We start from the raw sequence: 25,096 nt of genomic DNA on the forward strand, positions 1-25,096 counted from the left end.
TCAAATTTGAACACCGAGGTTCTAGGGGGAACACGTGACGATCCTGGTCACCGGGTCTACCGGCACGATCGGACGCTCCGTGGTGGAACAGCTCGTGGCGGCGGGCGTGCCGGTGCGGGCGCTCACCCGCGACCCGGCGCGGGCGGACCTGCCGGCCGGCGCGGAGGTCGTGGCGGGCGACCTGACCCGACCGGCCGACCTGCCGCTGGCGGGCGTGACGGCGGCGTACCTGATCGCGGTCGTCGAGTCGGACGAGGCGGCCGCGCACGCCGAGGCGTTCCTGGCGGCCGCGCCCGACCTGCGGCGGGTGGCGTTCCTGTCCAGCAGCGCGGTCACCGCGCGGCGTCCGGGCAGCTACGAGCTGCACCGCGACGTGGAGCGGGTGGTGGAGGCGTCCGGGGTGGCGTGGACGCACGTCCGACCCGGTGAGTTCATGTCCAACAAGCTGGTCTGGGCGCGCGGCATCAGGGAGGACGACGCGGTGCGCGCCCCGTTCCCGGACTCGGTCGGCGCGCCGGTGCACGAGGCGGACGTGGCCGAGGTCGTCGTGCACGCCCTGCTCCACGACGGGCACGAGCGCCGCGCCTACACGCTCAGCGGCCCCGAGGCGCTGACGCACCGGCAGCAGGCGGAGGCGTTCGCGCGGGGCCTGGGCCGGCCGATCCGGTTCGAGCGCCTCACCTACGGGCAGGCGCGGGCCGCGCTGATCCGCGACGAGGGCCTGCCCTACGACGTGGCCGAGTACCTGCTGGGGTACATGGCGCAGCACGCCGAGGAGCCGGCCGACGTGACCCCGGACTTCACCGAGGTCACCGGCAGGCGCGGCCGCACCCTGGCCGAGTGGGCCGCCGACCACGCCGCCGACCTCACCCGCGAGTCGTAACCCCAACCCGCGCGAGTCGCACGTTCACGCCCCGCGAGTCGCACGTTCACGCCCGGCGAGTCGTGCGCTCATGCCTGGCGGTGCGAGCGCGAATGTAGAACTCAGGGGTCCTGAACGTTGGACTCGCGGGTGCCGGGCGTACGACTCGCGCGGGGTGGACGTACGACTCGCGGGTGGGTGGTCAGACGGAGCCGTACTGGCGGTCACCCGCGTCGCCGAGGCCCGGGACGATGAAGCCCGAGTCGTTCAGGCGCTCGTCGACGCTGGCGGTCACCAGGCGCACCGGCAGGCCTGAGTCGGCCAGGTGCTCGATGCCCTCCGGCGCGGCCAGCGCGCAGATCGCGGTCACGTCCGTCGCGCCCCGGTCGGTGAGCAGGCGGATCGTGTAGGCCATGGACCCGCCGGTGGCGAGCATCGGGTCCAGCACGTACACGGGCCGCCCGGCCAGGCTCTCCGGCAGCGACTCCATGTAGGGCGTGGGCTGGAGCGTCTCCTCGTCGCGCGCCAGGCCGACGAACCCCATCTGCGCGTCGGGGATCAGCTTGTGCGCCTGGTCGGCCATCCCCAGCCCGGCGCGCAGCACCGGCACCAGCAGCGGCGGGTTCGCCAGCCGGTACCCGGTGGTGCGGGCGACCGGCGTGTGCACCTTCTGCTCGGCGACCGGGGCCTCGCGGCTGGCCTCGTAGACCAGCATCACGGTCAGCTCGTGCAGCGCGGCGCGGAACGCCGCGTTGTCGGTGCGCGCGTCGCGCATGGTGGTCAACCGCGCACGCGCGAGGGGGTGATCGACGACGAGGACGTCCATGGTCGAACAGTATGTGACACCCCCGGCCGGGTCGCCGCCGTCGGCCGACCGCCCCCGCGCCGGACGCCCGTTCGGCGGCTCGGGGTTGACGAGGCGCTCGCGCGGGTAGCGTCCCTGGCATGACCGACCACGTGCGGATCGGGATCTTGGGTGCGGCGCGGATCGCGCCGGCGGCAGTGGTTCGACCGGCTCGGTCCTCGGCGACGGTCGAAGTGGCGGCGGTGGCGGCGCGGGACGCCGGGCGGGCGCGGAAGTTCGCCGACCGGCACGTGGTCGCCAAGGTGCACGACAGCTACGAGGCGCTGTTGGACGACCCCAACATCGACGCGGTCTACATCCCGCTGCCCAACGGGCTGCACGGGCGGTGGACGTCGAGGGCGTTGGCGGCCGGGAAGCACGTGCTGTGCGAGAAGCCGTTCGCCGCCAACGCCGACGAGGCGGCCGAGGTGGCCGAGGTGGCGAACGCGAGCGGGCTCGTGGTGATGGAGGCGTTCCACTACCGCTACCACCCGCTGGTCGCGCGGATGGTCGAGGTCGTCGGCGAGCTGGGGCCGCTGCGGCACGTCGACGCGCGCATGTCGTTCCCGCTGCCGAGGTTCGGCGACATCCGGTATTCGCTGGGGCTGGCGGGCGGCGCGCTGATGGACGCCGGGTGCTACCCGGTGAACCTGGTGCGGCTGCTGGGCGGCGGCGAGCCCGAGGTGCGGTCGGCGCGGGCGCTGCTCAAGGGCGAGGGCGTGGACCGGGCGATGCGGGCGGGGCTGCTGTTCCCGGCTGGGCACACCGGCACCGTGGTGACGTCGATGTGGTCGCGCTCGCTGCTCAAGCTGTCGGCGAGGGTCATCGGGGAGCGCGGTGAGATGCGCGTGCTCAACCCCTTCATGCCGCAGCTGGGCCACCGGCTCACCGTGAAGCTCGAAGGGCAGCGCCGGGTGGAGCGCTTCGACCGCCGCCCGTCCTACGCCTACCAGCTCGACGCGTTCGCCGACGCGATCCTGCACGGCACGCCGTTCCCGACGACGGCCGACGACGCGGTGGCGGGCATGCGGGTGATCGATGCGATCTACTTGGCCGCCGGTCTCGGCGTCCGCCGACCCAGTAATTCCGCATAATTCGTGTTCACTACCGGATGGAATACAGATCCATTCGAGCGAATGAGCTATTCCTCCTTTCCCCGGCGCGGCTAGCGTGCGATTCACGGCCAATCGTCCGGGGAGGGACATGAGCGGCTTCGAGGTGGACGTCGAGGGGCTGCGCGCGGCTGCCGCGTCGGCGGCGTCGGCGGGGGAACGGGCGCGGCGGGTCGGGTTGGGCGAGGCGGTCGGGCAGGTGCCGGCCGGCCTGCCCGGTTCCCGGTCGGCCGACCGGGCCGAGCGGTTGGCGAGGGCGTGGGACGACCGCGTGGCGGCCTGGTCGCGGGACGTGGGCGCGTTCTCCGCGAACCTGTCGGCGTCGGCGGACCGGTACGCGGCCGACGACGCCGCGTCCGCGCGCGACTTCTCCGGCGTCCTCCCCGGCGGGCTGGTCGGATGGTCCTGAGCTACGGGGACGTCCGCCGGTGGGACGCGGACGGGCTGGAGGGCGCCGCACAGGCGATCCGGCGCCGCAAGGACCTGCTCATCGGGCTGGAGGACGAGCTGGTCGACTCGTTCGGCCCGCTGTTCTGGCACGGTGACGGCGCCACCGCGGCACGCGGCGCGCTCGCCGCCATCAGGGACCGCGCCGAGCACGTCGTCGCCGAGGTCGGGTCGGTGCAGCGCGCGATCCAGGAGGCGTCGGACGCGGTCACCGCGCTGCGCCACCTCGTCGAGGAGGCCGAGTCGGTCGCCCGCGCCCACGGCTTCGGCATCGCGGCCGACGGGTCGGTGCGCGACGAAGCGCCCGGGACGCGGCCCGCGGACGAGCGCACCCGCCTGGCCGCCGAGCTGGCGGACCGCGTGGAACGCGTGCTGGTCACGGCGCGGGCGGCGGACGACGCGCTGGCCTCGGCCTTGGCCAAGGCCGAGGTGGCGCAGGTGTCCGACGGCGGTGCGACGAGCCTCGCCGAGGCCGACCCGACCGCGCGCACCGAGGACGGGCGCTACCGGGTCGGACCGCCCGACCGGCCCGACATCCGGTTCGACGACGATTTCGCGCACGGCTCGGCGGAATCGAACTGGCGGGACCAGGTGTCGAAGGCCGAGTGGTTGGCGAAATTGCGCGGGGCGCAGGCGCTGGGCATGATGCCGGACGCCACCGGGATGTACGAGCACTATTGGAAGAACAGCGGTGAACCGCGCGAGTTCGACTACGACAAGGCGGTCCGGGAGGACTCGGGAATCCGCGCGGGCCTCGACGGCGAGATCACCCGGGCCGCGCGGGCGGCGGAGGAGCTGGTGCGGGCGGGGCACACCGAGTTCCCCCTGACCGGGCAGCCGTCGGCCGCCGACTCGTACCCGAAGACGGAGAACTGGCAGAAGGCCGTCGGGGCGTACCAGGTGTGGAGCCACGGCAACGTGTGCGTGGACGGGAACCGGGTGACGATGACGGTCACCGTGGAGGCCGAGGACCGCTACAACTTCAACCGCGGCCAGGCCGACATCGCGACCGGTGCGGGTGACGACGAGAACGGCAGGTTCACCGAGGTCGGGTGGGCGAAGCCGTTCGACACGCACGGCCAGGCGACCAGGACGGTCACCTGGGAGCTCGGCAACCCGCCGCAGGGCGCGCCCGACGTCGTCGCGCCGCGCGTCGACGAGGACGCGCGCGGCGCGGAGCGCGACCGGGGCCCGACCCCGGACAACCCGAGGGAGCGGCGCTAGTGGGCGGCGTGCCGGCGGAGCGCCGGGTGACGGCGCCCTCGTCGACGGGGGTCCTACCGGCGGGGTCTCGACCGGCGGGGCCCCGGCCGTGGGTGCTCGCGCTGGCCGCGGTGGCGGCGGTGCTGGTGGTGGGTGCGGTGGCCGTGGTCGGCTACCGGGTGCTGGTGGTGGAGGAGGACGAGCCGATGGCGAGCACCGGTGCGGCGGTGAAGTCGGGGACGGGTGAGCTGCGGACCGACCTCGACCCGCTGCTGGCGCGGTTCCCCGTGCTGGGGGCGCCGGAGGGCGCGCGGTGGATGTCGGGCACGTACGGGCGCGCCGACGTGCCCGGTCCCTCGACCTACTGGATCGACGCGGTGGTGACGCTGCCGGCCGACCGGGTGACCGGCCTGGTGTCGGCGCACCACCCGGTCGCGGAGGGCCGCGAGCCGTCGGTGGCGGACGGTCTGCGCGACGCGCTCCCACCCGGCCCGTTCCTCACCGGTGAGGCGTTGACCAGCGCGTTCTCCCACGACCGGTGGCGGGCGACGGCGTACCTGGACGTCGGGACGGGCACGCTCGTCCTCACCGCGACCGGGACGTGACCGGCGCGACCGCGACCGGTTCCGGTGCGATCCCGCGTTCCGTCGTCAAACGCACGACGTGCTCCTAGACTCACCCGTGTGAGCGACGAGCTGGTCCCGGACCCCCGTCAGATGCGCGCTTCGGACGCCGACCGCGAGAAGGTCGCCCGGGTGCTCCAGCAGGCCCACGGCGAGGGCCGGCTCGACCTGGTCGAGCTGGACGAGCGCCTGGCGGCGGTGTACGCGTCGAAGACCTACGGCGACCTGGTGCCGCTGACCGCCGACCTGGGCGTCGCGACGCCCACCGTGCTGCCGGCGCCGCTCCAGCAGAACCTGCCGTCCTCGCGGATCGGCGGCACGCCGGGCTCGGCCACGTCGTTCGCGTTCTGGTCCGGCGTCGAGCGGCGCGGCGAGTGGGTCGTGCCCGCCACGCACAACGCCGTGGCGATCATGGGAGGCGTCCAGCTGGACCTCACCCGCGCCCGGTTCGCGCAGCAGGAGACGACGATCAACGCCTACGCGCTGATGGGCGGCATCGAGATCATCGTGCCGCCGGACGTCACCGTGCGCGTGGACGGCATCGGGTTCATGGGCGCCTTCGAGGACTCGACCCACAAGGGTGAACCGACCATCCCGGGCGGTCCGGTGGTGCGCGTCACCGGCTTCGCGATGATGGCCGGGGTCGAGGTGCGCCGCCCCAAGAAGAAGAAGGTCAAGGGCGTGAAGCGGGATGAGATCGAAGGCTGAGCGGACCCCCGAACCGGCCGTGACCTGCCCGGACCCGCTCACTTAGGACGGCCGTCCCACTCCGCCTAGACTCGGCGGCATGGCTGCTCCATCGACAGAGGCGTCGCTGCCCCCGGTGCTCGCCGACGCCGTCCGCGACGACGCGTCGCTGCGCCGGTTCCTGCACGGGCTGCCCGGGGTGGACCAGGTCGGCGTCGAACAGCGCGCGGCCGGTCTCGGGACGCGCAGCATCAAGAAGGCCGCGAAGCTGTGGGCGATCGACACGGCGATCTCCATGGTCGACCTGACCACGCTGGAGGGCGCGGACACGCACGGCAAGGTGCGGTCCCTCGCGGCCAAGGCGCGCAGGCCCGACCCGGAGCGGCCGGAGGTGCCGAGGGTCGCCGCGGTGTGCGTGTACCCGGACATGGTCGCGACCGCCGTGAAGGAGCTGGAGGGCACGGGCGTCCACGTGGCCAGCGTGGCCACCGCGTTCCCGTCGGGCCGCTCGTCGCTGAAGGTGAAGCTGGAGGACACCGCGTTCGCGGTGGACGCGGGCGCCGCCGAGATCGACATGGTGATCGACCGGGGCGCGTTCCTCTCCGGCCGCTACGGCCAGGTGTTCGACGAGATCGTGCAGGTCAAGCACGCGTGCGGCGACGCGCACCTCAAGGTCATCCTGGAGACCGGCGAGCTGGCGACCTACGACAACGTGCGCCGCGCCTCGTGGCTGGGCCTGCTCGCGGGCGGCGACTTCATCAAGACCTCCACCGGCAAGGTGTCGCCCGCCGCGACGCTGCCGGTGACGCACGTGATGCTCCAGGCGGTGCGCGACTGGCACACCCTGACCGGCGAGCTGCGGGGCGTGAAGCCGGCGGGCGGCATCCGCAGCACCAAGGACGCGATCAAGTACCTGGTGGCGGTGCACGAGGTCGCGGGCCCCGAGTGGCTGACCCCGGACCTGTTCCGGTTCGGCGCCTCCACGCTGCTCAACGACCTGCTGATGCAGCGGCGCACCCAGTTGGACGGCCACTACAGCGGCCCCGATTACGTGACGGTGGACTGAGACATGTGGGAATACGCGCCCGCGCCCGAGTCGCGGGACATCGCGAACCTCAAGCCGACCTACCGGATGTTCGTCGACGGCGAGTTCGTCGAGGGCGGCGGCGAACCGCTCAAGACGATCAACCCGGGCACCGAGGAGGTGCTCGCCGAGGTCTCCACGGCCACCACCGCGGACGTCGACAAGGCCGTGAAGGCCGCCCGCCGCGCCTACGACCGGGTGTGGGGGAAGATGCCCGGCTCCGAGCGGGCCAAGTACCTCTTCCGCATCGCCCGGCTCGTCCAGGAGCGCGGTCGCGAGCTGGCCGTGCTGGAGTCGCTGGACAACGGCAAGCCGATCAAGGAGTCGCGGGACGTGGACGTGCCCACGGCCGCCGCGCACTTCTTCTACCACGCGGGCTGGGCGGACAAGCTCGGCTACGCGGGCCTCGGCCCGGACCCGCGGCCGCTGGGCGTGGCAGGCCAGGTCATCCCGTGGAACTTCCCGCTGCTGATGGCGGCGTGGAAGATCGCGCCCGCCCTGGCCTGCGGCAACACCGTGGTGCTCAAGCCCGCCGAGACGACGCCGCTGACCGCGCTGGTGCTCGCCGAGATCATCCAGCAGGCCGACCTGCCGCCCGGCGTGGTCAACATCCTGCCCGGCGCTGGTGACGTCGGCGCGGCCGTCGTGAATCACCCGGACGTGGACAAGGTCGCGTTCACCGGTTCGACGGACGTCGGCAAGGCCATCCAGCGGCAGCTCGCGGGCACCAACCGCAAGCTCACCCTGGAGCTGGGCGGCAAGGCGGCGAACATCGTGTTCGACGACGCCCCGCTCGACCAGGCCGTCGAGGGCATCGTCAACGGCATCTTCTTCAACCAGGGCCACGTGTGCTGCGCGGGATCGCGGCTGCTGGTGCAGGAGTCGGTGGCCGAGGAGCTGCTGGAGAAGCTGCGCGTGCGCGTGTCCACGCTGCGCGTCGGCGACCCGCTGGACAAGAACACCGACGTCGGCGCGATCAACTCGCGCGAGCAGCTCGTGAGGATCCAGGAGCTGGCGGCGTCCGGCGAGGAGGAGGGCGCCGAGCGCTGGACGTCGGCGTGCCCGCTGCCGGACAAGGGCTTCTACTTCGCGCCGACCGTGTTCTCCAACGTGTCGCAGGCGATGCGGATCGCGCGCGAGGAGATCTTCGGGCCGGTGCTGTCGGTGCTGACGTTCCGCACGCCGGACGAGGCGGTGGCCAAGGCGAACAACACGCCGTACGGGCTGTCCGCGGGCATCTGGACCGAGAAGGGCTCCCGCATCCTGTGGGCGGCGCAGAAGATGCGCGCCGGCGTCGTGTGGGCCAACACGTTCAACCGCTTCGACCCGACCGCCCCGTTCGGCGGCTACCAGGAGTCGGGCTTCGGCCGCGAGGGCGGCCGCACCGGGCTGGAGGCGTACCTCGATGTCTGACCGCATCGCCGTGGCGAAGACGTACAAGCTCTACGTCGGGGGCGCGTTCCCCCGGTCGGAGTCGGGGCGCTCCTACCCGGTGGTGGACGCCAAGGGCGCGTTCCTGGCCAACGCCGCGCAGGGGTCGCGCAAGGACGCCCGGGACGCGGTGGTCGCGGCGCGCAAGGCGTTCGCGGGGTGGTCGGGTGCGACGGCGTACAACCGCGGGCAGGTGCTGTACCGGGTGGCCGAGGTGCTGGAGGGCCGCCGCGAGCAGTTCGCGGTGGAGGTCGCCGCGTCCGAGGGCGTGCCGCTGAAGAAGGCGCAGTCGCTGGTGGACGCGGCCGTCGACCGCTGGGTCTGGTACGCGGGGTGGACCGACAAGTTCGCCACGGTGCTGGGTGCGGCGAACCCGGTGGCGGGGCCGTACTTCTCGTTCTCGGTGCCGGAGCCGACGGGCGTGGTCGCCGTGCTGGCGCCGCAGGAGTCGTCGCTGCTGGGGCTGGTGAGCGTGATCGCGCCGGTCATCGCGACCGGCAACACGGCGGTGGTCGTGGCGTCGCAGGACCGGCCGCTGCCCGCGATCACGCTGTCCGAGGTGCTGGCGACGTCCGACGTGCCGGGCGGGGTGGTGAACGTGCTGACCGGGCGGACGGCGGAGATCGCGCCGTGGCTCGCGTCGCACGCCGACGTGAACGCGCTCGACCTGACCGGTGCGCCGGAGCAGTCCCGCGCGGACCTGGAGCGCTCGGCGGCGGGCACGGTGAAGCGCGTGCCGCGCAAGCGGCCGGCCGAGGACTTCACCCGCGAGCCGGACCTGGCCCGCCTGCGGGCGTTCCTGGAGACGAAGACCGTCTGGCACCCCACCGGAACCTGACCCCGACCCCGACCCCGACCCCGAGAGTCCAACACCCGGACTCTCGGGGGTCGGGGTGGTCCCGGGTCAGCGGCGGGTGGTCCGGGCGGTGCCGGCGAGGAGGCCGGTCACGCCCAGGACCAGCGCGGTCGTGGTGGCCGAGGTGGTGCCGGCGGGTTGCACGGGCCAGCTGAGCAGCTCCTCGAACCACAGGTCGCCGGAGGGGACCACGAGGGTGGCGCCGGTCCACGTGACGGGCAGCGCCCACGCGGTGCGCGAGCCGAACAGCAGCGCGCCGAGCGCGGCCAGTCCGCCCAGGCCCGCGACGTTGCGCCACACGACCGCGTGGTCGGTGACGTCCGGTCCGACGGTGAGCAGCAGGCCGCCGACGAACAGGCCGCCGAGCAGCAGGTGCGCGGCGCGGCGCGGCGGCCAGCCGAACGCCGCGCCGCGGTCGAGCGCCACGTCGTGCGCGCCGAGGCCGAGCGCGAGCGCGGCGACCCCAACGGCGGCGGCGAACGCGGACAGCCGCAGGTCCCCCTCGGGCAGCCCGAGCAGCGTCACCGCCACCACGACGACCGCGGCGGACGCCGGCACCTCCCGGGAGCGGGCGTACAGCACCGCCCAGCGCATCACGACGTCCCGGTGAGCACGGCGTAGGCGTCACCCGAGCACGCGCTCTGCACGTCGCGCGCCGCCTGCACCCGTGCGGCCTGCTCCGCCCCGGGCAGCGCCCGCAGCGCGTCCCAGGCGGACGCGGCCAGCGCGTCGGCCTCGTCCCCCGCCCCCGCCTGGTAGCCGGGCAGCTCCTCCAGCCGCCCGGTCGACCACGAGCTCATCACGGCCCGCGCCGCGGTCTCGCGCACCGCGTCCTCCTGCTCGTACCGGATGCCCAGGCACGTGCGGGTGCCCGCCCCGGCGAGCAGGTGCCGCACCAGCCGGTCCGCCGGCAGGGGGTCCCGCCGGAAGTAGGTGAACTCGTCCAGGGCCACCCACACCGCGTCGGTCGACTCCGGCCCGCGCGGTTGTCGCTGGTGCACGGGCGCCGCGACCTCGCGGACCGAGGTGGGCGGGGACGGCAGCCCCGCCAGCCGCCGCAGCGCCTCGCGAGCGGGTCCGGCGAGGGCGGCCCGCTCGTCCTCGTGGGCCCGGGTCAGGCACAGCCCGTCGGCGCACACCAGTTCGGCGGCGACCGGGTCCACCCGTCGGGCCTCCTGCTCCGAGGTGGGCAGCAGCGGCACCGCGACCGCGCCCGCCAGCAGCACCGGGAGCGCCGCGACCCACCGCCTGCGCAGCGGTCCGACCAGCAGGAACGCCGAGGTGGCCAGGGCGGCCCACCACAGCGCCTGCACGGCGCTCACCGTCCCGGTGACGGACGTGAACGCGCTTTCCGGCTGGGGCAGGAACGGCAGCAGCAACGCCCACCGGAACGCCTCCCCGGTGTCCGCTCCCTGGGCGAAGGCCATCAGCACCATGGCGCCCACCGCCAGGACCGGCGGCAGCAGCGGTGACGCGACGAGCTGCGCCAGCGCCCAGCCGAGCCACGCGGCGGCGACCAGGGCGAGCGCCCCGACGAGCGCGGCGGGCACCCAGCGCCAGTGCAGGTGGTCGGTGGCCGACGCGACCTGCACGCCGCCCACCACCAGCACCACCGCGCAGCCGCCGACGAGACCGACGGCGAGCGCGCCGAACGTCCCGGCCACGCGGTGCGCGCGGGGGCGCGGCGTGGACGAGAACAGCTCCCCGACGCCCGACCGCCGCTCCCGCAGGCCCTGGAGCGCGCCCACGCCGAGCGCGAGCGGCCAGGCGAAGACGAGCATGAACCGCGCCCACTCGGCCATCGTCGACCACTGCCGCGTCCACGCCGTGCTGTTCTTGATCGACGGTGCCCAGTCCAGCAGCCCCACCACGAGCAGCGCCACCGCGGCACCGAGCAGCAGGGCCGAGCCGCGCCGCAGCTCGATCCCGAGGACCCGCCTCACCACGCACCCCCGAGCAGCGCCGAGTAGCCGCGCTCCAGCGGGCTGTCGCCGACGTCGTCCGGGCCGCCCGCGGCGGCCAGCTCGTCGGGCGTGCCCTGGAACACCGCCTTGCCCGCGGACACCAGCGCGACGTCCGTGCACGCCGCCGCGACGTCCTCCACGAGGTGCGTGGAGATCACGACGCACGCGTCGGCGCCGAGTTCCTGCACCAACTCGCGGAACCGGACGCGCTGCGCCGGGTCGAGCCCGGCCGTCGGCTCGTCCAGCAGCAGCACCTCGGGGTCGTTGACGATCGCCTGCGCGATGCCCGCCCGCCGCACCATGCCGCCGGACAGCGTCCTGAGCCGGTCGTCGGCGCGGTCGGCGAGCCCGACCCGTTCCACGGCCCGCTGCACCGCGCCGGGCACGTCGCGCTTGGGCATCTCCTTGAGCCAGGCCACGTACTCGACGAACTCGCGCACCGTGAACCGCTTGTAGTAGCCGAAGTCCTGGGGCAGGTACCCCAGGGACCGCCGCACCGACCTCAGGTCGACGTGACCGGTCACCGACGAGCCGAGCACCTCCAACTCCCCCGACGCGGGTCGCAGCACGGTCGCCAGCGCCCGGATCAGCGTCGTCTTGCCCGCGCCGTTCGGGCCGAGCAGGCCGTGCACGCCGCGGCCGAGCCGCAGGTCCAGCCCGTCCACCGCCATCCGCCGGCCCGCGCGCACGCGCAGGCCCTCCGCCCTGACCTGCCAGGCGTACCCCGTCGGCGCGACCTCCGCCGCACCCACCGCTCGCACCATTTCCTCCTCCGTCACGATCGCGCGTACGCCGCGGACCTGAAGAACACGGCGGCGGCGCCCCCCGTCAGCGCCGCCGCCCACAGCGGCGCCGCACCGGGCGCGAGCACGCCGGGCACACCGCCGAGCACCACCGCCGGGCCGACCACCAGCGCCGCCCACAGCGACGCGGTGGTGATCGCGGCCCGGCGCACGCCGAGGACGCTGCCGAGCGCGAGCGTCACCGAGGTGACCGCCAGGCACGGGAGCAGCCAGTAGGCCGGGGACGCGCCGGTCAGCCACCCGGCCGCCAGCAGGACCGGCAGCACGACCACGAGCACGGCGAACGTCCGGCGCAGGAGCAGGCGCAGACCGGCGCGCGGCGTCGACACGACCAGCTCGTAGGCCGGGTCGAGGGAGCGCGACCAGGCGCCGGCGACGCCGAGCAGCGGCACGACGGGCGCGAGCAGCAGCACCGCCGACGCCGTCACGCCGCTGGGCGCGACGAGGTCCACGAGCAGCGCCAGGAGCACGACGAACGTGGTCATCGCGAACCACGGCACCAGCGCCGGCGGGGCCCAGCGGGCGAGCGGCCGCCGGTGCGGCGCGGGCGTGCCGGGCGGGTCGAGGTCCGCCCACACGGCCTCGGTCAGCGCCGTGACCGGCGGTGGGGCCGCGTCGGCCAGCCGCAGCCGGCACAGCCCGCAGGTCTCCAGGTGCGCCTCGACGGCCCACAGCCGGTCGGCGGGCAGGTCGTCGCCCGCGGCGTAGCGGGCGATCAGGTCGGCGGACGCGTGCCCGTCGCCGGTCCGGGGGTCGTTCCCGGGCGCGTGCTCCCTCATGACAGTGCCTCCCGCATCGCGGTGCGCGCCCGCCGCGCGCGGGTCTTGACGGTGCCCTCGGGCACCCCGAGCAGGACGGCGGTCTCGCGCACGGTCAGCCCGTCGAGCACCATCGCCTGGAGGACCTGCCTGAGCTCGGGGGCGAGGTCGCGCAGCGCGCCGCCCACCTCGTCGCCCAGCGCGCCGGCCAGGACCTCGTCCTCGGCGGCGGGGGCGGGCACCGGGGAGGTGTCGGGCGTCCGGTCCTGCCGGGCCCGCCTGCGGAACGCGTCGACCAGGCGGCGGGCGGCGATCGTCCACAGCCAGCCGACGGCCGTGCCGTCCACCGCCGAGCCCGCGAACGAGCCCGCCGCCTGCCACACCGCCAGGTACGTCTCCTGCATCACCTCGGCGACGACCTGCTCGTCGGAGCACCGGCGGCGCAGGCGCACGGCGAGCCACGGCGACGTCCGCCGGTACAGCTCCTCGAAGGCCGCGCGGTCGCCCCCGGCGATCGCCCGCACCAACCTCTCCTCGTCCACACCCGGCAAGACGACCGGCTCCCCGGACGAGGTTCTCGATTTTACGTGACCTGCATCACATCAGTACCAGCTGTTCTCCTCCGCGGTGGCGCTGCTCTCGGCCTCGGCGGTCGCCCGGTGGGACACCGCGGCGACCGCCTCCGCCAACTCCTTGCGCACGTCACCGCCCTGGTCGGTCTCCACGACGATCACGATCTCGCTCTGCCCGGCGCCGTCCTCGACGACGGTCAGCTCGCCTCGGTAGCCGTTCTCGTCCCACGTCACGACCCGCCTGTCCCGGTCGACGCCCGGCGTCGTCCCGGACAGGCCGGGCAGGTGCTGGGACAGGCTGCCGGGGCGCGCGAGGAACCCGAAGAACTCCTGCGCGGCCATCCCGACCGGCGCGCGGTACTCGTAGCTGGTCATGCCGCCGGGTACCCCGTCAGGCGGGCCTCAAGACCTGGTCGAACACCGCGCGCAGGGCGGCCGGCGGTCCGGTCATGCCCGCGCGGCAGGCGGCCGTGAACGTCACCGGGTCCAGTTCGGCGACCGCGACGCGCCACCCGGCCTCCAGCGCCAACTGCCCGAAGAACGCCCGCTGCGCGCGACCGTTGCCCTCCCGGAACGGGTGCAGCGCGTTGACCTCGGCGAAGTAGAACGAGAACCGGTCCAGGAACCGCGCGCGGTCGAGGTCGCGCAGGTACAGCTCCCCGCGCAGCCCGTCGAACAGCCACCCGGCGTACCGCTCGACGTGCTGCCAGGCGGCGAACGGGGCCGTCCGGGCGATGTTCACCCGCCTGAGCTCACCCGCCCACGGGTAGAGGTCGCCGAAGATGTGCCGGTGGAACGCCCGCAGGTGGGCCAGGTCGTAGGGGCCGGGCAGCGGCCGGATCTCCAACTGGCCGATGCGGATCGCGCTCAGCCGCGCCTCGGCCTCGTCGCAGGCGTGCTCGTCGGTCAGGCCGAGCTTGTTGAGCAGGACCCCGGTGACCGGGTCCGCGTAGGGGTCGCCGTGCCGGGCGTCCCGGGTGCGCGGACCGTCGGCGGGTGGGTCGTCGAGGGTCACGACCCGCGCAGCGCCTCGATCTCCCGCGCGATCGCCTCGTCCACGGTCAGCTCGCCGGCCGCGATGGCCCGCATGGAGGCCACCGTCTCGTCCGGCACGTCCACGCCCTCCAGGCGGACGCTCGCGATCGCGTCGGCGAACGCCTCGTCGGGGGTGCGGGTCAGCCGGCGGAAGTAGCGGGCCATCACGTCGTGCCGCAGCGCCTCGCTGCCGGGCTCGGACTCCGGCAGGTCGCCCCGCGCCACGCGCCACGGCTCCTCCGCGTGCGCCATGTCGCTCAGCTCGTGCCTGCTGAAGTGGCCGTACCGCTCGACCACCGAGCGCACCGCGGCGCGCTCGCGCTCGTCCAGCGCGGCCGGTTCGCCCTCGTCCCACGCGCCGACCTCGGACCGGCCCTGGTGGCGGTGGTAGACCTCGGGCACCACCGGGCCGCGCCGCCACGCCTCGATCCGGGCGTCGAACAGCGGCTCGTCGTGCTCGGCCAGGTGCCACGCCTGGGCGTAGTAGAGGAGCTTCTGGAGCTTCATCGGCGACTCGGGACCGGTGGCGTCGAGCACGGCCGCGGCCACGTCGTGGACGTTCGCCATGCCACCTCCGCGAGGCCGTGAGCTGGGAAGACCCATTCTACCGGATCACCGGTCGCGGCAGGGGCCGGCGGACTAGTTCGTGCGCCAGCCCAGGCGGCCGTCGGTCGTGACGAGCGGTTCGCAGTGGCCGAGCGCGCCGCGGTGCTCCAGGGCCGTGGCGATCCCGTCCAGCATCTCGTCGAGGCTCGTCCACTGCGGCTTGAGCATCTCCCCCGCCTCGCGGTCCCACTCGACCACGCAGCCGGACAGCACGCCCGGCCGCAGGTCCACGGCGAGGGCGTCACCGCAGCCGTCGAACGCGATCGGCAGCCACCGGGGGTGGAACCCGGTGGTCGGCGTGCCCGCCTCCGTGGCCGGGTCGCCGGGCCAGAACCGCTCCTTGAGCCGCCACGAGCGCAGCGAGTCCGACGGGCCGAGCGGGGTGTAGAAGGGCGGCAGCACCTCGGCGAACGCCAGGTCGGCGGTGCCGCCGCAGACGGCCCACCACGCACGCAGGTCGTCGGGCGGGTCGAGTCCGGTGGCGGCCGCCAGCGCCTCGACCGCCGCGGGGCCCTCGGGGGGCGCGAACACCGCTCGGGTCGAGGGCGCGTGATCGTCGAGCCACGCCACGATCCGTTCCCAATGGCGCACAACACCCACCCCCACATGATCAGGTCGCGATACCCCGCCGCGGTACCGCCCATCGGGGACGATCTGCCGGAACCCGGCACGTCGGTGCGCGCCATCGGGCAGGATCGGCTCGCACGAGCACCCCGGCGACCGGGGTCTCGGGAAGGCACCGCGAGGGGGACGTGAGCGTGGAACGGGGTTTCGGCGTCGACACCGCGGCGCTGTCGGCGTACGGCGGCGCCGCCGCGGGGTTGGCGGGCGAGGTCGGCGAGGTCGGCACGTCGACGTTGGCGGGCACGACGGCGTTGGCCGCGGGCAGCTTCGGGAGGATCGGCGACGAGGTCGGCCTGGGCGCCGCCTTCCAGCGGGCCGCGCAGGCCCAAGTGGACGGTGTCGCCGCGGCGGCCGCCGGGTTGACCGGGTTCGCCGACGCCGTGCGGAAGTCGGGCGAGGCGTACGTGGAGCAGGAAGCGGCGACGGGCGCCGACCTCGGCCGGGCGTACCGGGTCTGACGTGGACGTCGCAGGTTTCCTCGCGGGTCTGGTCCGGCCGATGGAGGACCACCTCGCCCGGCTGGAGGGCGACACCGGCGCCGCGTCGGGCGCGGCCGACGCGTTCGGGCGGGCGTCCTCGGCGCTGACCGAGGTCGACGGCAGGCACACCGGCGCCGCGAACGCCGCGCTGGCCACCTGGTACGGCGAGAAGGCGAACGCCTTCCAGGAGCGGGTGTCGGCGTTCTCCGGCGGGGTGGGCGCGTTGGCGCGCAACGCGACGGCCACCCGGGAGGCGGTGACGACGGCGGTGGACGCGGTGACGTCCGGCCGCACCGCGATCCGCGGGCTGATCGACGAGTTCACCGGGTGGGCCTGGCCCCGGCTCGCGGCCGCCGCGGCGGCGTCGGCGCTGGGCGGGATCGGCGCGGTGCTCGCGGTCGCGGCCGAGGTGACGGCCAAGGCCCGGGAGTACGAGGGGAAGACCGGGCGGGAGCTGGAGCGGGTCCGCGGCGAGCTGACCGCGGTCGTCGCCCTGCTGCAAGGGCTCCGGCAGCCGGACTTCGCCGGGCTCGGGGCCCCGCTGGGCGCCGAGGGCGGCACCACGTCCGTGTCGTCGGTCGACGACGGCGGGGGCGGCTCCGGCAACGGGAGCGGGAACGGGTCGGGCTCCGGGAGCGGGTCGGGGGCCGGTGGCGGGTCCGGTGGCGGCGGCGGGTCGGGCGGCGGGTCGGGCGGCGGGTCGGGCGGTGGCGGCGGCAGTGGTCCGCGGCTGCCGGTGGCCATCCCGCCCCAGCCGGGGAGCGGTGTGGGCGTGAACCTGCCGGACGGCAGCTCCGCCGAGGCGCCCAACGAGGTCGCCGCGCAAGCCGTGCGCAACGCGTTGTCGGCGCTGGGCACCCCGTACGTGTGGGGCGGCGCGAACCCGCCGCAGGGAACCGACTGCAGCGGCCTGACGCAGTGGGCGTACGCGGGCGCCGGGTTCGACCTCCCGCGCCCCGCGTCCTCGCAGGCGATGGGCGCGTCCGTGCCGGCCGACCAGCTGCTGCCCGGCGACCTGGTGGTGTGGGACGGGCACGTGGCCATGGTGATCGGCAACGGGCAGCTGGTGGAGGCGGGCGACCCGGTGCAGGTCGGCGCGATCCGCACGAGCAACAGCGGCATGTCCTTCTACGGCTTCTACCGACCGACGGGCTGACGACGTGGACGAGGTGGAGAGGGCGGCCCGGCGGGTCGCCGAGGCGGGGCGGCGGGCCGCCGAGCACGTGGCGCGCACGGGGCCGGTGCTCGGCCGGGCGTCGTCGCCGGACGGCGCGGTCACCGTGGTGGCGGTCCCGGGAGGACCGCCGCGCGAGGTGCGGGTGTCGCCGGCGGCGCTGCGCATGGGGCCGAGGGCGCTGGCCGACGAGATCCTGCGGGTGTCGCGGCGGGCGGCGCGGGACGCGGCGGACCGGGCGCACCGGTCGTTGGAGCGGGTCGTCGAGCCGGAGGCGGTGGCCGCGTTGGCGGAGATCGGGTTCGAGCGCGGTCCGGACGAGGACTTCGGCTTCCCGAGGGGTGCGCGGTGAGCGCGGAGGAGAAGCTCGCCGCCGCCGAGGCCCTGACCCGCGTGCTGGCGCGGACGACCGGCAGCGCGGAGCACCCGTCGGGCCTGGCCCGCGTGACGGCGACGGCCGGCGGCGAACTGGTGGCGCTCGACCTGCACCCGGCGGCGTTGGCGCGGGGGCCGCAGGCGGTGGGCGCGCTGGTCGTGGAGACGGCGGCGCTGGCCACCGGGGTGGCGGTGCAGCGGAGCTACGACGAGCTGGCGAAGTCGCTGGGTGACGGCGTGGCGATGGCGGTGGAGGCGTTCGCCGGGCCGCCACCGTTCGCCCTGGCGGCCCGGCCACCCGCCGCCGCGGTTCCCGCGGCGGCGGCTCCCGCGGCTTCGGGCCCCGCAGCTCCGGGGCCGGTCCCGCCGGGCCCGGTCGCGCACGGCCCGTTCTCCCGCCGACCTCGGCCTTCGCCTCCCGCGCGTCACCTCCGCGACCCCGGGGAAGTCGATGACGACGACTACTTCGCCGACCCTTTCCGTGGTCAACGGCAGTAGTGGGTGATCGACCCCGTACTCTTGCCCCGCATCGCAAAGGGGCATGGCGTGACCGGGAGGTCGGATGGCACAGGACATCGTCCCGATCGAGCTGGGACTCACCCAGGGTGATGTCGTCACCCTGTGGGCTCCCCGCTGGCGGGAAGAGGGCGAGGAGTGGGAAGCGTTCCTCGGCCACGAGGAGGACCTGTACGTCTTTCCCGACGCCGCGCACCTGGCGGCGTTCGTGCGCACGGCCGAGGAGCACGACCTGGTCGACCACCCGGCGTGGCACGTGGTGCCCGCGCTGACGGTCGGTGAGCTGTCGCCGGACGACAACCACCAGTTCGACCTGGTGGGCGTGCCGGAACTGGTCGCCGAGGAGCCCGACACCTGGGTCATCGGCGAGCTGGCCGACGTGATCTCGATCGTGCGCTCGCTGGCGGACGTGTGCGACCTGGAGAAGGTGCACGAGATCCTGGACTCGGCGGAGGGCTTCTCGCTGCTGCCGCAGGGCACGCTGCCGTTCACCGGTCGCGAGGGCCAGGCGCTGTGGACCGAGATCGCCCAGGTCGTCTCCGACAAGTGGGACGAGGTGCTCGACGCGATCGACGAGGTCGTGACGACGCCCGACGTGGACGAGACGACGCTGAAGACCACGCGGGAGGAGTTGGCCGCGTTCGAGGAGGCCAACGCCGCCGCCGCCGGGTCGGAGGAGGACGACGAGGACTCCGACGAGGAGTCGGTCGGCTTCTGGGGCGAGGTCGGCATCGACCCGATCAAGATCATCGCCGGGGCGGGCGAGTACTACACGCTGCGCTGCTACCTGGACGACCAGCCGGTGTTCCTGGGCCGCAAGGGCAAGATCGACGTGTTCGGCTCGCCGCGCGCGCTGGCCCGGTTCATCGTCGAGGCCGACGACAACGACATGAACGAGGTGTCGACCTGGGGCGAGCTGGTCACCAAGGCGACGGGCGGTGACCTGGACGTCGAGGTCGACCCGGACAACGTCTACGTGCTCACCGGCCTGGACGAGGACATCGCCGACGGCCCGGACGCGGTGGACCCGACGCAGCTCGACCTGGTCGTGGAGCTGCTGGAGGACGCCGGCGAGTGGGCCCACGACGACACCGTGAAGGTGGCGCTCAACGGGTCCGAGCGGCTGGGGTGGCTGGTCAACTACGTGCTCAAGCCCGACCCGACGCGGCTGGCGCCCAGTGCGCCGTTCGACGACGAGGTGACGGCGTGGCGCGCGCTCGTGGCGCAGTTCGAGGACCGGTTGAAGGTCCACTAGGCAGTGCCCACCAGGCGGTGGGAAGGGGGGCGGCCTCGCGGGGCCGCCCCCCTTCGCTCACCCGCCCAGTTCGTCGAACGCCGGGTTGATCACGTTCCGGATCAGCGCCCCGCGCTCCTCGTGCGTGATGAACGCGGCCTTCGCGGCGTTCGTGGTGAACGCGCGCACGTCCTCCCAGCCGAAGCCGAAGTGCTCGACCGCGGTGGCGAGCTCGCCGCTCAGCGACACCTGGCTCATCAGGCGGTTGTCGGTGTTCACGGTGACCCGGAAGCCGAGTTCGTGCATCCGCTTGATCGGGTGCTCGGCGAGGGACGCCACGGCGCCGGTGTGCACGTTCGACGTGGGGCACATCTCCAGCGCGATGCGCCGGTCCCGCACGTAGGCGGCCAGCGGGCCGAGCTCGTCGCCCCGGACGTCCTCGGCCAGGCGCACGCCGTGCCCGAGCCGTTCGGCGCCCGCGAGCTGCACGGCCTCCCAGGCCGACTCGACGCCCGCGGCCTCGGCGGCGTGGATGGTGAAGTGCGCGCTCTGCTGCCGCAGGTACTCGAAGGCGGACAGCTCGCGGCTCGCCGGGAACCCGGCCTCGGGGCCCGCGATGTCGAAGCCGACGACCCCCGCCTCCCGGTAGCGGACGACCAGGTCGGCGATGCGCTGCCAGCCGTCGTTCTGGCGCATCGCGCAGAGCAGGGTGCCGACGCGGATCGTGCGGCCGGCGGCCTCCTCGCCCTTGCGGAAGCCCTCCTGGACCGCCTCGACGGCCTGTTCGAGGGAGAGGCCCTTGTCGGTGAACAGCTCGGGCGCGTACCGGATCTCGGCGTAGACGACGCCGTCGGCGGCGAGGTCCTCCACGGCCTCCGCGGCGACGCGGACCAGCGCCTCCTCGTCCTGCATGACCCCGCAGGTGTGGGCGAAGCCCTCCAGGTAGCGGACCAGCGAGCCGGAGTTGGCGTTGTCGCGGAACCACTCGCCCAGCGCGACCGGGTCGGTCGTGGGCAGGCCCTGGTGGCCGCAGGCGTCGGCGAGTTCGATCACCGTCTGGGGTCGGAGGCCACCGTCGAGGTGGTCGTGCAGCAGCACCTTCGGCGCGCTGCGGAGGGCCTCCAGGTTAAGCGGGGTCGGCATGGTCGTCACCGTATACGGGTCGGCCGCGCGACACGTCGTCCCGCTTGCCGCGTGCGATGATCTTGTTCCGGTATGATCACGCCCTTACCTCGGACGGGTGTGTGCAGAACCACTCGATCAGGTTCGTTTGGTTGTTGTGCAGTCGTGATGCAGAACTTTCCGCTACCTCGACCTCGGCTTTAGTCACTCGCACGGCGGATGCTCACGCGACGCAGTCAGGCGCGGTCTGGCGGTTACTTTCGGGTAGGGTCGACCCCGGTAACTCGAACGGACTACACGGAAGGCTGATGCGGGCGGTCCCCGTCGGGGGCTGGTACAGCTTCGAGCCCCAACCTGGTTAGGCTCCCGGAGGTCTCCCCTCCCCTGGACGAAGGCACCCGAGCCGTGAACGAGAACAACAACTCCACGATGTCCTTCGATCGGATGCGCAACATGCTCACGCGCGCCGCGGAGATCCGTGAGAGCGAGCAGCAGCAGATCTTCGACGCACTGGACGAGATCCACGCACGGATGTCCCCGCTCGAGTCGCTGGGTTCCGTTCGCAAGCGCCTGTCCGAGCTGCCCGACCGGACCGAGGTCAGCGTGCTGGCCGAGCGGCTGGACGAGGCGCTCGCCAGGTTGGAGGCACAGGACAACGCCGTCCAGGGCATCGGTCGTGCCGTCGACGGCCTCGTCGACAAGCTGGCCAAGCCGTTCGCGCAGCTCGACGGCCGACTGGACGGGGTGGCCGGTCGGTTCGAGGGCGTCGCGGGCCGCATGGACGGCCTGGAGGACAAGCTCTCCCACATCCACAAGCGGATCGACGACCTCGACCTGCACCTGGACAAGCAGGACACCAAGGTCGACCAGCTCCCGAACGCGATCGTCGCGCCGCTGCGCGAGCGCATCGAGGCCCTGGAGGTCGCGCTGCGCGGTCGCCTGGACGAGGTCGACGAGGGCGTGCACGAGCACCTCGACGGCACCCGCGAGGCGCTCCAGCGGTCGCTCACCGACTCGACGAACGCGCTCCACGGCCGCATCGACGAGACGCGCGACAACATCAACAGCACCCGGGACGGGCTGCACTCCTCGCTCACCGAGACGCGCGACTCGCTGCACTCGTCGCTGGCCGACACGCGGAGCACCGTGACCGGCAAGCTCGACGAGGCGCGCGAGGCGCTGCACGCGGCCCTGGACGAGACGCGCGACCAGGTCGACGCGACGGACCGGCTGGAGGCGCTGGCGCAGCGCCTGGAGCAGGTCACCTCGCGGTTGGACACCATGACCACGCGGCTCGACTCCGTGGAGGACGACTTCGCGGCGCGGTTGGGCGAGCTGTCCGGCGTCGTGGAGCAGGGCATCGCCAAGGTCGAGGGCACGCTGTCCTCGCGGCCCGACGCGGACTCGCTGGCGTCGCTGGTGCGGCGGAGCAACCAGGAGTCGGAGCAGCGGATCGGCGGTCAGCTGGACGAGGCCATGGCCACGTTCGCCGAGCTGATCCTGGGTGGCGGTTCGCCCACCCCGCCGCCGCCCCCCACCGCGCTGCCCCGGCCGCAGCGGCGGACCCGGAAGAACGGGCCCAAGTCCGACGTGCGGGACGACGACGACCTCACGGCCGAGGGCGCCTGACGGTCGGCAGGTCGGCTGACCGCCGGCGGATCGCGCTTCGCAGGGGTCCCGCCAGGGGCCCCTGCTCCGTCGTGCCCGGGGGATCTCGCGATCGCGGCCCTCGCGCGGGCAGGACCCGTGCGAGGGCCGCGATCGCGAGCTGTGCTCAGCCCCTGATGGTGTCGATGACCAGTGGGGTCGAGGGCGGCGGTTCGTCGCCGACGCCGTGGGCGTCCGCGAGCGTGGCCAGGGCTGCCGGGATGGCCTCGGGGGTGTCGGTGTACAGCTCCAGGAGGGGCTGGCCCTCGACGAGCCGCTCGCCCGGTTTGGCCAGGCAGAGGATGCCCGCTCCCGCCTGCACCGGGTCCTCCTTGCGGGCCCGGCCCGCGCCCAGGCGCCACGCCGCCACGCCGATCGCGTAGGCGTCCTGCCTGGTCAGGTAGCCGTCGGCGGCGGCGGTCACCACGTGCCGGTGCCCGCCGCGGGGCAGGGCGGCCTCCGGGTCGCCGCCCTGCGCGCGGATCATGCGCGCCCAGGTCTCGTAGGCCTCGCCCGAGGCCAGGACGGCTGCCGGGTCGGCGGTGATGCCCGCTCGCGACAGCATCTCCCGGGCCAGGGCGACCGTCAGGTCGACCACGTCCTGCGGGCCCCCGCCCTTGAGGACGTCCACGGACTCCTCCACCTCCACCGCGTTGCCGACCGCCCGGCCGAGGGGGGTGGACATGTCGGTCAGCAGGGCGGAGACGGCCAGGCCGTGGTCCACGCCGATGGAGACCAGGGCCGCCGCCAGGGCGCGGGCCTGCTCCTCGGACTTCATGAACGCGCCCGAGCCGACCTTGACGTCCAGGACCAGCGCCTCGGCGCCTTCCGCGATCTTCTTCGACATGATCGAGGAGGCGATCAGGGGGATCGCCTCGACGGTGCCGGTGACGTCGCGGAGGGCGTAGAGCTTCCGGTCCGCCGGGGCCAGGCCCTCGGTCGTCGCGCAGATGACGGCCCCCACCGAGCGGAGCTGCGCCCGGACCTCGTCCACGGAGAGCCGCGCCCGCCAGCCGGGGATGGACTCCAGCTTGTCCAGCGTGCCGCCGGTGTGGCCCAGGCCCCGCCCGGAGAGCTGGGGCACCGCCGCGCCGCAGGCCGCCACCAGCGGGGCCAGGGGCAGGGTGATCTTGTCGCCCACGCCGCCGGTGGAGTGCTTGTCGACGGTGGGGCGGCCGACGTCGAGGTGCAGCCGTTCGCCCGAGTCCACCATCGCGCGGGTCCAGCGGGCGGTTTCCCGCGCGGTCATGCCGTTCAGCAGGATGGCCATGGCCAGGGCGGACATCTGCTCGTCCGCCACGAGGCCCTCGGTGTAGGCGTCGACCACCCAGTCGATCTGCTCGTCGGAGAGGGCCCCGCCGTCGCGCTTGGCCCTGATGACGTCCACGGCGGTGTGGTTCACGGCAGGTCTCCGGGTCCGAAGGCGTCGGGCAGGACCTCGCTCATCGGCTTGATGCCGGACGGGGTGTCGATCAGGCAGGTGGGCCCGCCCAGCTCGTAGAGCACCTGGCGGCACCGGCCGCAGGGCATGAGCAGGTCGCCCGCTCCGCTGCGGCAGGCCAGGGCGACCAGCTTGCCGCCGCCGGTGAGGAAGAGCTGGCCCGCGAGGGTGCACTCGGCGCAGAGCCCGACGCCGTAGGCGGCGTTCTCCACGTTGCAGCCGGTGATGACGCGGCCGTCGTCGCAGACGGCCGCGGCGCCCACCTGGAGGTTCGAGTAGGGGCAGTAGGCGGCGTGGGCGGCCTCGACCGCCCTGGCGCGGAGCGCCTCCCAGTCGACGTCACCCACGGCGGTACACCACGCCGTCGGCCGCGGGCATCCGCAGGCGTTGGGAGGCCGCCGCCAGGACGACCAGGGTCACCACGTGCGGGGCGTAGGTGGTCAGCTCGGACGGCACCTCGTCGACGGTGTAGTACACGGCGTAGAGGGCGCCCGCGGCGACGATGCCCGCGGCCGCGGCGAACCAGCGGCGGCGGACGAGCTGCCAGACGACGATGGCCGCGAGCAGCAGGACCGCGCCGTAGACGAGGGCGAGGAACGTCTTGCCGCCGGAGCGGAGCTGGAGGCCGTCGGCGTAGCCGAACAGGGCCGCGCCGCCGAGGAGGCCGCCGGGCCGCCAGTTGCCGAAGATCAGCGCGGCGAGGCCGATGAAGCCGCGACCGTTGGTCTGCCCCTCCAGGTAGCCCGGTTGGCCCGGGTTGAGGACGAGGGCCGCGCCGCCGATGCCCGCGAGGGCGCCGGAGGCGATGACGGCGACGTACTTGTGCAGGTAGACGTTGACGCCCAGGGACTCGGCGGCGACCGGGTTCTCGCCGCACGAGCGCACGCGGAGGCCGAAGCGGGTCTTCCACAGCAGCAGGTAGCTGCCGACGACCAGGGCGATGGCGAGCATGGTCAGCGGCGAGACGCCGGTGATCAGGCCGCGGACGATCCCGGCCACGTCGGAGATGCCGACGCGCTGCTGCGCTTCGAGGTCGGCGAGCCAGTCGGAGACGCCCGGCGCCGAGTAGGTGTCGAACTTGGGCACCGCCGGGGACTCGCGCGGGTTGTTCGACAGGGGGAAGAAGATCAGGGTGGAGAGGTACTTCGTGAGGCCCGCGCCCAGGAGGTTGATGGCCACGCCGGAGACGATGTGGTTCACGCCGAACGTGACCGTGGCGAGGGCGTGCAGGAGGCCGCCCAGCGCGCCGAACACGGCCGCCGAGACGAGGGCCGCCCAGGGGCCCCACTGGTAGCCCGCCCACGCGGCGCCCCAGGTGCCCATGATCATCATGCCTTCGAGGCCGATGTTCACGACGCCCGCGCGTTCCGCCCACAGGCCGCCGAGGGCGGCGAGGAGGATCGGGAGCGCGAGGCGGACGGCGGTCTGGATGGTGCCGGTGGAGGTGAGCTGGGGCACGCCGGTCAGGTAGGACGTGGTCGAGAGGAGCACCACGGCCCCGGCCACGCCGAGCGCGCCGACCGCCCAGCCGGGGATGCGCCGGGACTTGCGGGGCGGCGGCACCGTGGTGGGCGCCTCGGAGGGGTTCATCAGGGAA

Annotated in this window: 29 protein-coding genes; 15 read left to right on the plus strand and 14 right to left on the minus strand. The window is 74.1% G+C overall.

Translation table 11 applies throughout. The annotated features are described in order from the left end of the window. Positions 1-34: 34 nt before the first annotated feature. Entirely contained in the window at positions 35-883 is an 849-nt protein-coding gene (locus J2S66_RS25060; RefSeq protein WP_310309750.1) for an SDR family oxidoreductase, read from the plus strand. Between the two features lie 181 nt (positions 884-1,064). On the opposite strand, the gene upp is transcribed toward J2S66_RS25060, so the two are convergent. Further along, positions 1,065-1,688, minus strand: a complete 624-nt coding sequence (gene upp, locus J2S66_RS25065) for a uracil phosphoribosyltransferase (RefSeq protein ID WP_306748640.1) — start codon at positions 1,686-1,688, stop codon at positions 1,065-1,067. Between the two features lie 119 nt (positions 1,689-1,807). On the opposite strand from upp, the gene J2S66_RS25070 reads away from it, so the two are divergent. The 8 genes from J2S66_RS25070 (at position 1,808) to J2S66_RS25105 (ending at position 9,131) form a co-directional block, all read left to right on the plus strand. Further along, positions 1,808-2,800 (plus strand): Gfo/Idh/MocA family protein, encoded by a 993-nt coding sequence (locus J2S66_RS25070; protein WP_310309751.1) that lies wholly within the window; start codon positions 1,808-1,810, stop codon positions 2,798-2,800. A gap of 109 nt (positions 2,801-2,909) precedes the next feature. Next, positions 2,910-3,227: a hypothetical protein gene (locus J2S66_RS25075; RefSeq protein WP_310309752.1), complete on the plus strand. Its 318-nt coding sequence runs from the start codon at positions 2,910-2,912 to the stop codon at positions 3,225-3,227. Next, on the plus strand, positions 3,218-4,489 hold the full coding sequence (locus tag J2S66_RS25080) for a hypothetical protein (protein ID WP_310309753.1): 1,272 nt from the start codon (positions 3,218-3,220) through the stop codon (positions 4,487-4,489). The genes J2S66_RS25075 and J2S66_RS25080 overlap by 10 nt, the downstream gene beginning before the upstream one ends. Before the next feature lie 26 nt (positions 4,490-4,515). Continuing rightward, entirely contained in the window at positions 4,516-5,073 is a 558-nt protein-coding gene (locus J2S66_RS25085) for a hypothetical protein (RefSeq protein WP_310309754.1), read from the plus strand. A 78-nt stretch (positions 5,074-5,151) separates the two neighbouring features. Next, positions 5,152-5,799, plus strand: coding sequence for a DUF1707 SHOCT-like domain-containing protein (locus J2S66_RS25090; RefSeq protein WP_310309755.1), 648 nt, complete (start codon positions 5,152-5,154; stop codon positions 5,797-5,799). A gap of 79 nt (positions 5,800-5,878) precedes the next feature. Further along, the gene (gene deoC, locus J2S66_RS25095; RefSeq protein ID WP_310309756.1) at positions 5,879-6,844 is read left to right on the plus strand and encodes a deoxyribose-phosphate aldolase; all 966 of its coding nucleotides are present in this window, start codon (positions 5,879-5,881) and stop codon (positions 6,842-6,844) included. 3 nt (positions 6,845-6,847) lie between these two features. After that, positions 6,848-8,275 (plus strand): aldehyde dehydrogenase family protein, encoded by a 1,428-nt coding sequence (locus J2S66_RS25100; protein WP_310309757.1) that lies wholly within the window; start codon positions 6,848-6,850, stop codon positions 8,273-8,275. After that, positions 8,268-9,131 carry an aldehyde dehydrogenase family protein gene (locus J2S66_RS25105; RefSeq protein WP_310309758.1) on the plus strand — a complete coding sequence of 288 codons (864 nt, stop codon included), beginning with the start codon at positions 8,268-8,270 and terminating at the stop codon, positions 9,129-9,131. Before J2S66_RS25100 ends, J2S66_RS25105 begins: the two co-directional genes overlap by 8 nt. A gap of 66 nt (positions 9,132-9,197) precedes the next feature. Here J2S66_RS25105 and J2S66_RS25110 read toward each other — a convergent pair whose 3' ends face one another. The 9 genes from J2S66_RS25110 to J2S66_RS25150 form a co-directional block, all read right to left on the minus strand. Further along, on the minus strand, positions 9,198-9,743 hold the full coding sequence (locus J2S66_RS25110; RefSeq protein WP_310309759.1) for a hypothetical protein: 546 nt from the start codon (positions 9,741-9,743) through the stop codon (positions 9,198-9,200). After that, positions 9,743-11,092, minus strand: a complete 1,350-nt coding sequence (locus tag J2S66_RS25115) for a hypothetical protein (protein ID WP_310309760.1) — start codon at positions 11,090-11,092, stop codon at positions 9,743-9,745. Before J2S66_RS25115 ends, J2S66_RS25110 begins: the two co-directional genes overlap by 1 nt. Continuing rightward, entirely contained in the window at positions 11,089-11,874 is a 786-nt protein-coding gene (locus tag J2S66_RS25120) for an ABC transporter ATP-binding protein (RefSeq protein ID WP_310309762.1), read from the minus strand. The genes J2S66_RS25115 and J2S66_RS25120 overlap by 4 nt, the downstream gene beginning before the upstream one ends. Positions 11,875-11,888: 14 nt before the next feature. Continuing rightward, positions 11,889-12,695: a cupin domain-containing protein gene (locus J2S66_RS25125; RefSeq protein WP_310309763.1), complete on the minus strand. Its 807-nt coding sequence runs from the start codon at positions 12,693-12,695 to the stop codon at positions 11,889-11,891. After that, positions 12,692-13,225 carry an RNA polymerase sigma factor gene (locus tag J2S66_RS25130; protein WP_310309765.1) on the minus strand — a complete coding sequence of 178 codons (534 nt, stop codon included), beginning with the start codon at positions 13,223-13,225 and terminating at the stop codon, positions 12,692-12,694. Before J2S66_RS25130 ends, J2S66_RS25125 begins: the two co-directional genes overlap by 4 nt. A gap of 51 nt (positions 13,226-13,276) precedes the next feature. Further along, entirely contained in the window at positions 13,277-13,621 is a 345-nt protein-coding gene (locus J2S66_RS25135; RefSeq protein ID WP_310309766.1) for a hypothetical protein, read from the minus strand. 16 nt (positions 13,622-13,637) lie between these two features. After that, complete coding sequence (locus J2S66_RS25140; RefSeq protein WP_310309767.1) at positions 13,638-14,261, minus strand: Fic/DOC family protein; 624 nt, start codon at positions 14,259-14,261, stop codon at positions 13,638-13,640. Further along, positions 14,258-14,848: a type II toxin-antitoxin system antitoxin SocA domain-containing protein gene (locus J2S66_RS25145; RefSeq protein ID WP_310309768.1), complete on the minus strand. Its 591-nt coding sequence runs from the start codon at positions 14,846-14,848 to the stop codon at positions 14,258-14,260. The genes J2S66_RS25140 and J2S66_RS25145 overlap by 4 nt, the downstream gene beginning before the upstream one ends. A gap of 72 nt (positions 14,849-14,920) precedes the next feature. Beyond that, a complete protein-coding gene (locus tag J2S66_RS25150) occupies positions 14,921-15,478 on the minus strand; it encodes an SMI1/KNR4 family protein (RefSeq protein WP_310309769.1) in 558 nt (185 codons plus the stop codon). Positions 15,479-15,645: 167 nt separating this feature from the next. Between J2S66_RS25150 and J2S66_RS25155 the strand changes: the two genes are divergently transcribed. The 5 genes from J2S66_RS25155 (at position 15,646) to J2S66_RS25175 (ending at position 19,310) form a co-directional block, all read left to right on the plus strand. After that, positions 15,646-15,969, plus strand: a complete 324-nt coding sequence (locus tag J2S66_RS25155; RefSeq protein WP_310309770.1) for a hypothetical protein — start codon at positions 15,646-15,648, stop codon at positions 15,967-15,969. A gap of 1 nt (position 15,970) precedes the next feature. Further along, positions 15,971-17,146 carry a bifunctional WXG100 family type VII secretion target/C40 family peptidase gene (locus J2S66_RS25160; protein WP_310309771.1) on the plus strand — a complete coding sequence of 392 codons (1,176 nt, stop codon included), beginning with the start codon at positions 15,971-15,973 and terminating at the stop codon, positions 17,144-17,146. A 4-nt stretch (positions 17,147-17,150) separates the two neighbouring features. Then, positions 17,151-17,516 carry a YbaB/EbfC family nucleoid-associated protein gene (locus J2S66_RS25165; protein ID WP_310309772.1) on the plus strand — a complete coding sequence of 122 codons (366 nt, stop codon included), beginning with the start codon at positions 17,151-17,153 and terminating at the stop codon, positions 17,514-17,516. After that, positions 17,513-18,037 carry a YbaB/EbfC family nucleoid-associated protein gene (locus tag J2S66_RS25170; RefSeq protein WP_310309773.1) on the plus strand — a complete coding sequence of 175 codons (525 nt, stop codon included), beginning with the start codon at positions 17,513-17,515 and terminating at the stop codon, positions 18,035-18,037. The genes J2S66_RS25165 and J2S66_RS25170 overlap by 4 nt, the downstream gene beginning before the upstream one ends. A 64-nt stretch (positions 18,038-18,101) precedes the next feature. After that, on the plus strand, positions 18,102-19,310 hold the full coding sequence (locus J2S66_RS25175; protein WP_310309774.1) for a SatS C-terminal domain-containing protein: 1,209 nt from the start codon (positions 18,102-18,104) through the stop codon (positions 19,308-19,310). A 57-nt stretch (positions 19,311-19,367) separates the two neighbouring features. On the opposite strand, the gene J2S66_RS25180 is transcribed toward J2S66_RS25175, so the two are convergent. Next, positions 19,368-20,432, minus strand: a complete 1,065-nt coding sequence (locus J2S66_RS25180) for an adenosine deaminase (RefSeq protein WP_310309775.1) — start codon at positions 20,430-20,432, stop codon at positions 19,368-19,370. A gap of 423 nt (positions 20,433-20,855) precedes the next feature. Here J2S66_RS25180 and J2S66_RS25185 point away from each other — a divergent pair, with 423 nt between their 5' ends. Further along, entirely contained in the window at positions 20,856-22,040 is a 1,185-nt protein-coding gene (locus J2S66_RS25185; RefSeq protein ID WP_310315067.1) for a hypothetical protein, read from the plus strand. A gap of 145 nt (positions 22,041-22,185) precedes the next feature. Here J2S66_RS25185 and J2S66_RS25190 read toward each other — a convergent pair whose 3' ends face one another. Genes J2S66_RS25190 through J2S66_RS25200 form a run of 3 tightly spaced genes read right to left on the minus strand, consistent with a single transcriptional unit; the run spans position 22,186 to position 25,089 of the window. Then, positions 22,186-23,460, minus strand: a complete 1,275-nt coding sequence (locus J2S66_RS25190) for a thymidine phosphorylase (RefSeq protein ID WP_310309776.1) — start codon at positions 23,458-23,460, stop codon at positions 22,186-22,188. Beyond that, a complete protein-coding gene (locus J2S66_RS25195) occupies positions 23,457-23,846 on the minus strand; it encodes a cytidine deaminase (RefSeq protein WP_310309777.1) in 390 nt (129 codons plus the stop codon). Before J2S66_RS25195 ends, J2S66_RS25190 begins: the two co-directional genes overlap by 4 nt. Further along, entirely contained in the window at positions 23,839-25,089 is a 1,251-nt protein-coding gene (locus J2S66_RS25200; RefSeq protein WP_310315070.1) for an ABC transporter permease, read from the minus strand. The genes J2S66_RS25195 and J2S66_RS25200 overlap by 8 nt, the downstream gene beginning before the upstream one ends. Positions 25,090-25,096 lie beyond the last annotated feature (7 nt).

The sequence above is a fragment of the Saccharothrix longispora genome (genome assembly GCF_031455225.1).
Lineage (GTDB): Bacteria > Actinomycetota > Actinomycetes > Mycobacteriales > Pseudonocardiaceae > Actinosynnema > Actinosynnema longispora.

What these genes read in the sequence shown, in the direction of transcription:
- J2S66_RS25125 (WP_310309763.1), bottom strand. Translation starts at nt 12,695, where the DNA reads ATGAGGGAGCACGCGCCCGGGAACGACCCCCGGACCGGCGACGGGCAC.
- J2S66_RS25075 (WP_310309752.1), top strand. Translation starts at nt 2,910, where the DNA reads ATGAGCGGCTTCGAGGTGGACGTCGAGGGGCTGCGCGCGGCTGCCGCG.
- J2S66_RS25070 (WP_310309751.1), top strand. Translation starts at nt 1,808, where the DNA reads ATGACCGACCACGTGCGGATCGGGATCTTGGGTGCGGCGCGGATCGCG.
- J2S66_RS25100 (WP_310309757.1), top strand. Translation starts at nt 6,848, where the DNA reads ATGTGGGAATACGCGCCCGCGCCCGAGTCGCGGGACATCGCGAACCTC.
- upp (WP_306748640.1), bottom strand. Translation starts at nt 1,688, where the DNA reads ATGGACGTCCTCGTCGTCGATCACCCCCTCGCGCGTGCGCGGTTGACC.
- J2S66_RS25175 (WP_310309774.1), top strand. Translation starts at nt 18,102, where the DNA reads ATGGCACAGGACATCGTCCCGATCGAGCTGGGACTCACCCAGGGTGAT.
- J2S66_RS25200 (WP_310315070.1), bottom strand. Translation starts at nt 25,089, where the DNA reads ATGAACCCCTCCGAGGCGCCCACCACGGTGCCGCCGCCCCGCAAGTCC.
- J2S66_RS25135 (WP_310309766.1), bottom strand. Translation starts at nt 13,621, where the DNA reads ATGACCAGCTACGAGTACCGCGCGCCGGTCGGGATGGCCGCGCAGGAG.
- J2S66_RS25145 (WP_310309768.1), bottom strand. Translation starts at nt 14,848, where the DNA reads ATGGCGAACGTCCACGACGTGGCCGCGGCCGTGCTCGACGCCACCGGT.
- J2S66_RS25185 (WP_310315067.1), top strand. Translation starts at nt 20,856, where the DNA reads ATGCGCAACATGCTCACGCGCGCCGCGGAGATCCGTGAGAGCGAGCAG.
- deoC (WP_310309756.1), top strand. Translation starts at nt 5,879, where the DNA reads ATGGCTGCTCCATCGACAGAGGCGTCGCTGCCCCCGGTGCTCGCCGAC.
- J2S66_RS25110 (WP_310309759.1), bottom strand. Translation starts at nt 9,743, where the DNA reads ATGCGCTGGGCGGTGCTGTACGCCCGCTCCCGGGAGGTGCCGGCGTCC.
- J2S66_RS25105 (WP_310309758.1), top strand. Translation starts at nt 8,268, where the DNA reads ATGTCTGACCGCATCGCCGTGGCGAAGACGTACAAGCTCTACGTCGGG.
- J2S66_RS25180 (WP_310309775.1), bottom strand. Translation starts at nt 20,432, where the DNA reads ATGCCGACCCCGCTTAACCTGGAGGCCCTCCGCAGCGCGCCGAAGGTG.
- J2S66_RS25080 (WP_310309753.1), top strand. Translation starts at nt 3,218, where the DNA reads ATGGTCCTGAGCTACGGGGACGTCCGCCGGTGGGACGCGGACGGGCTG.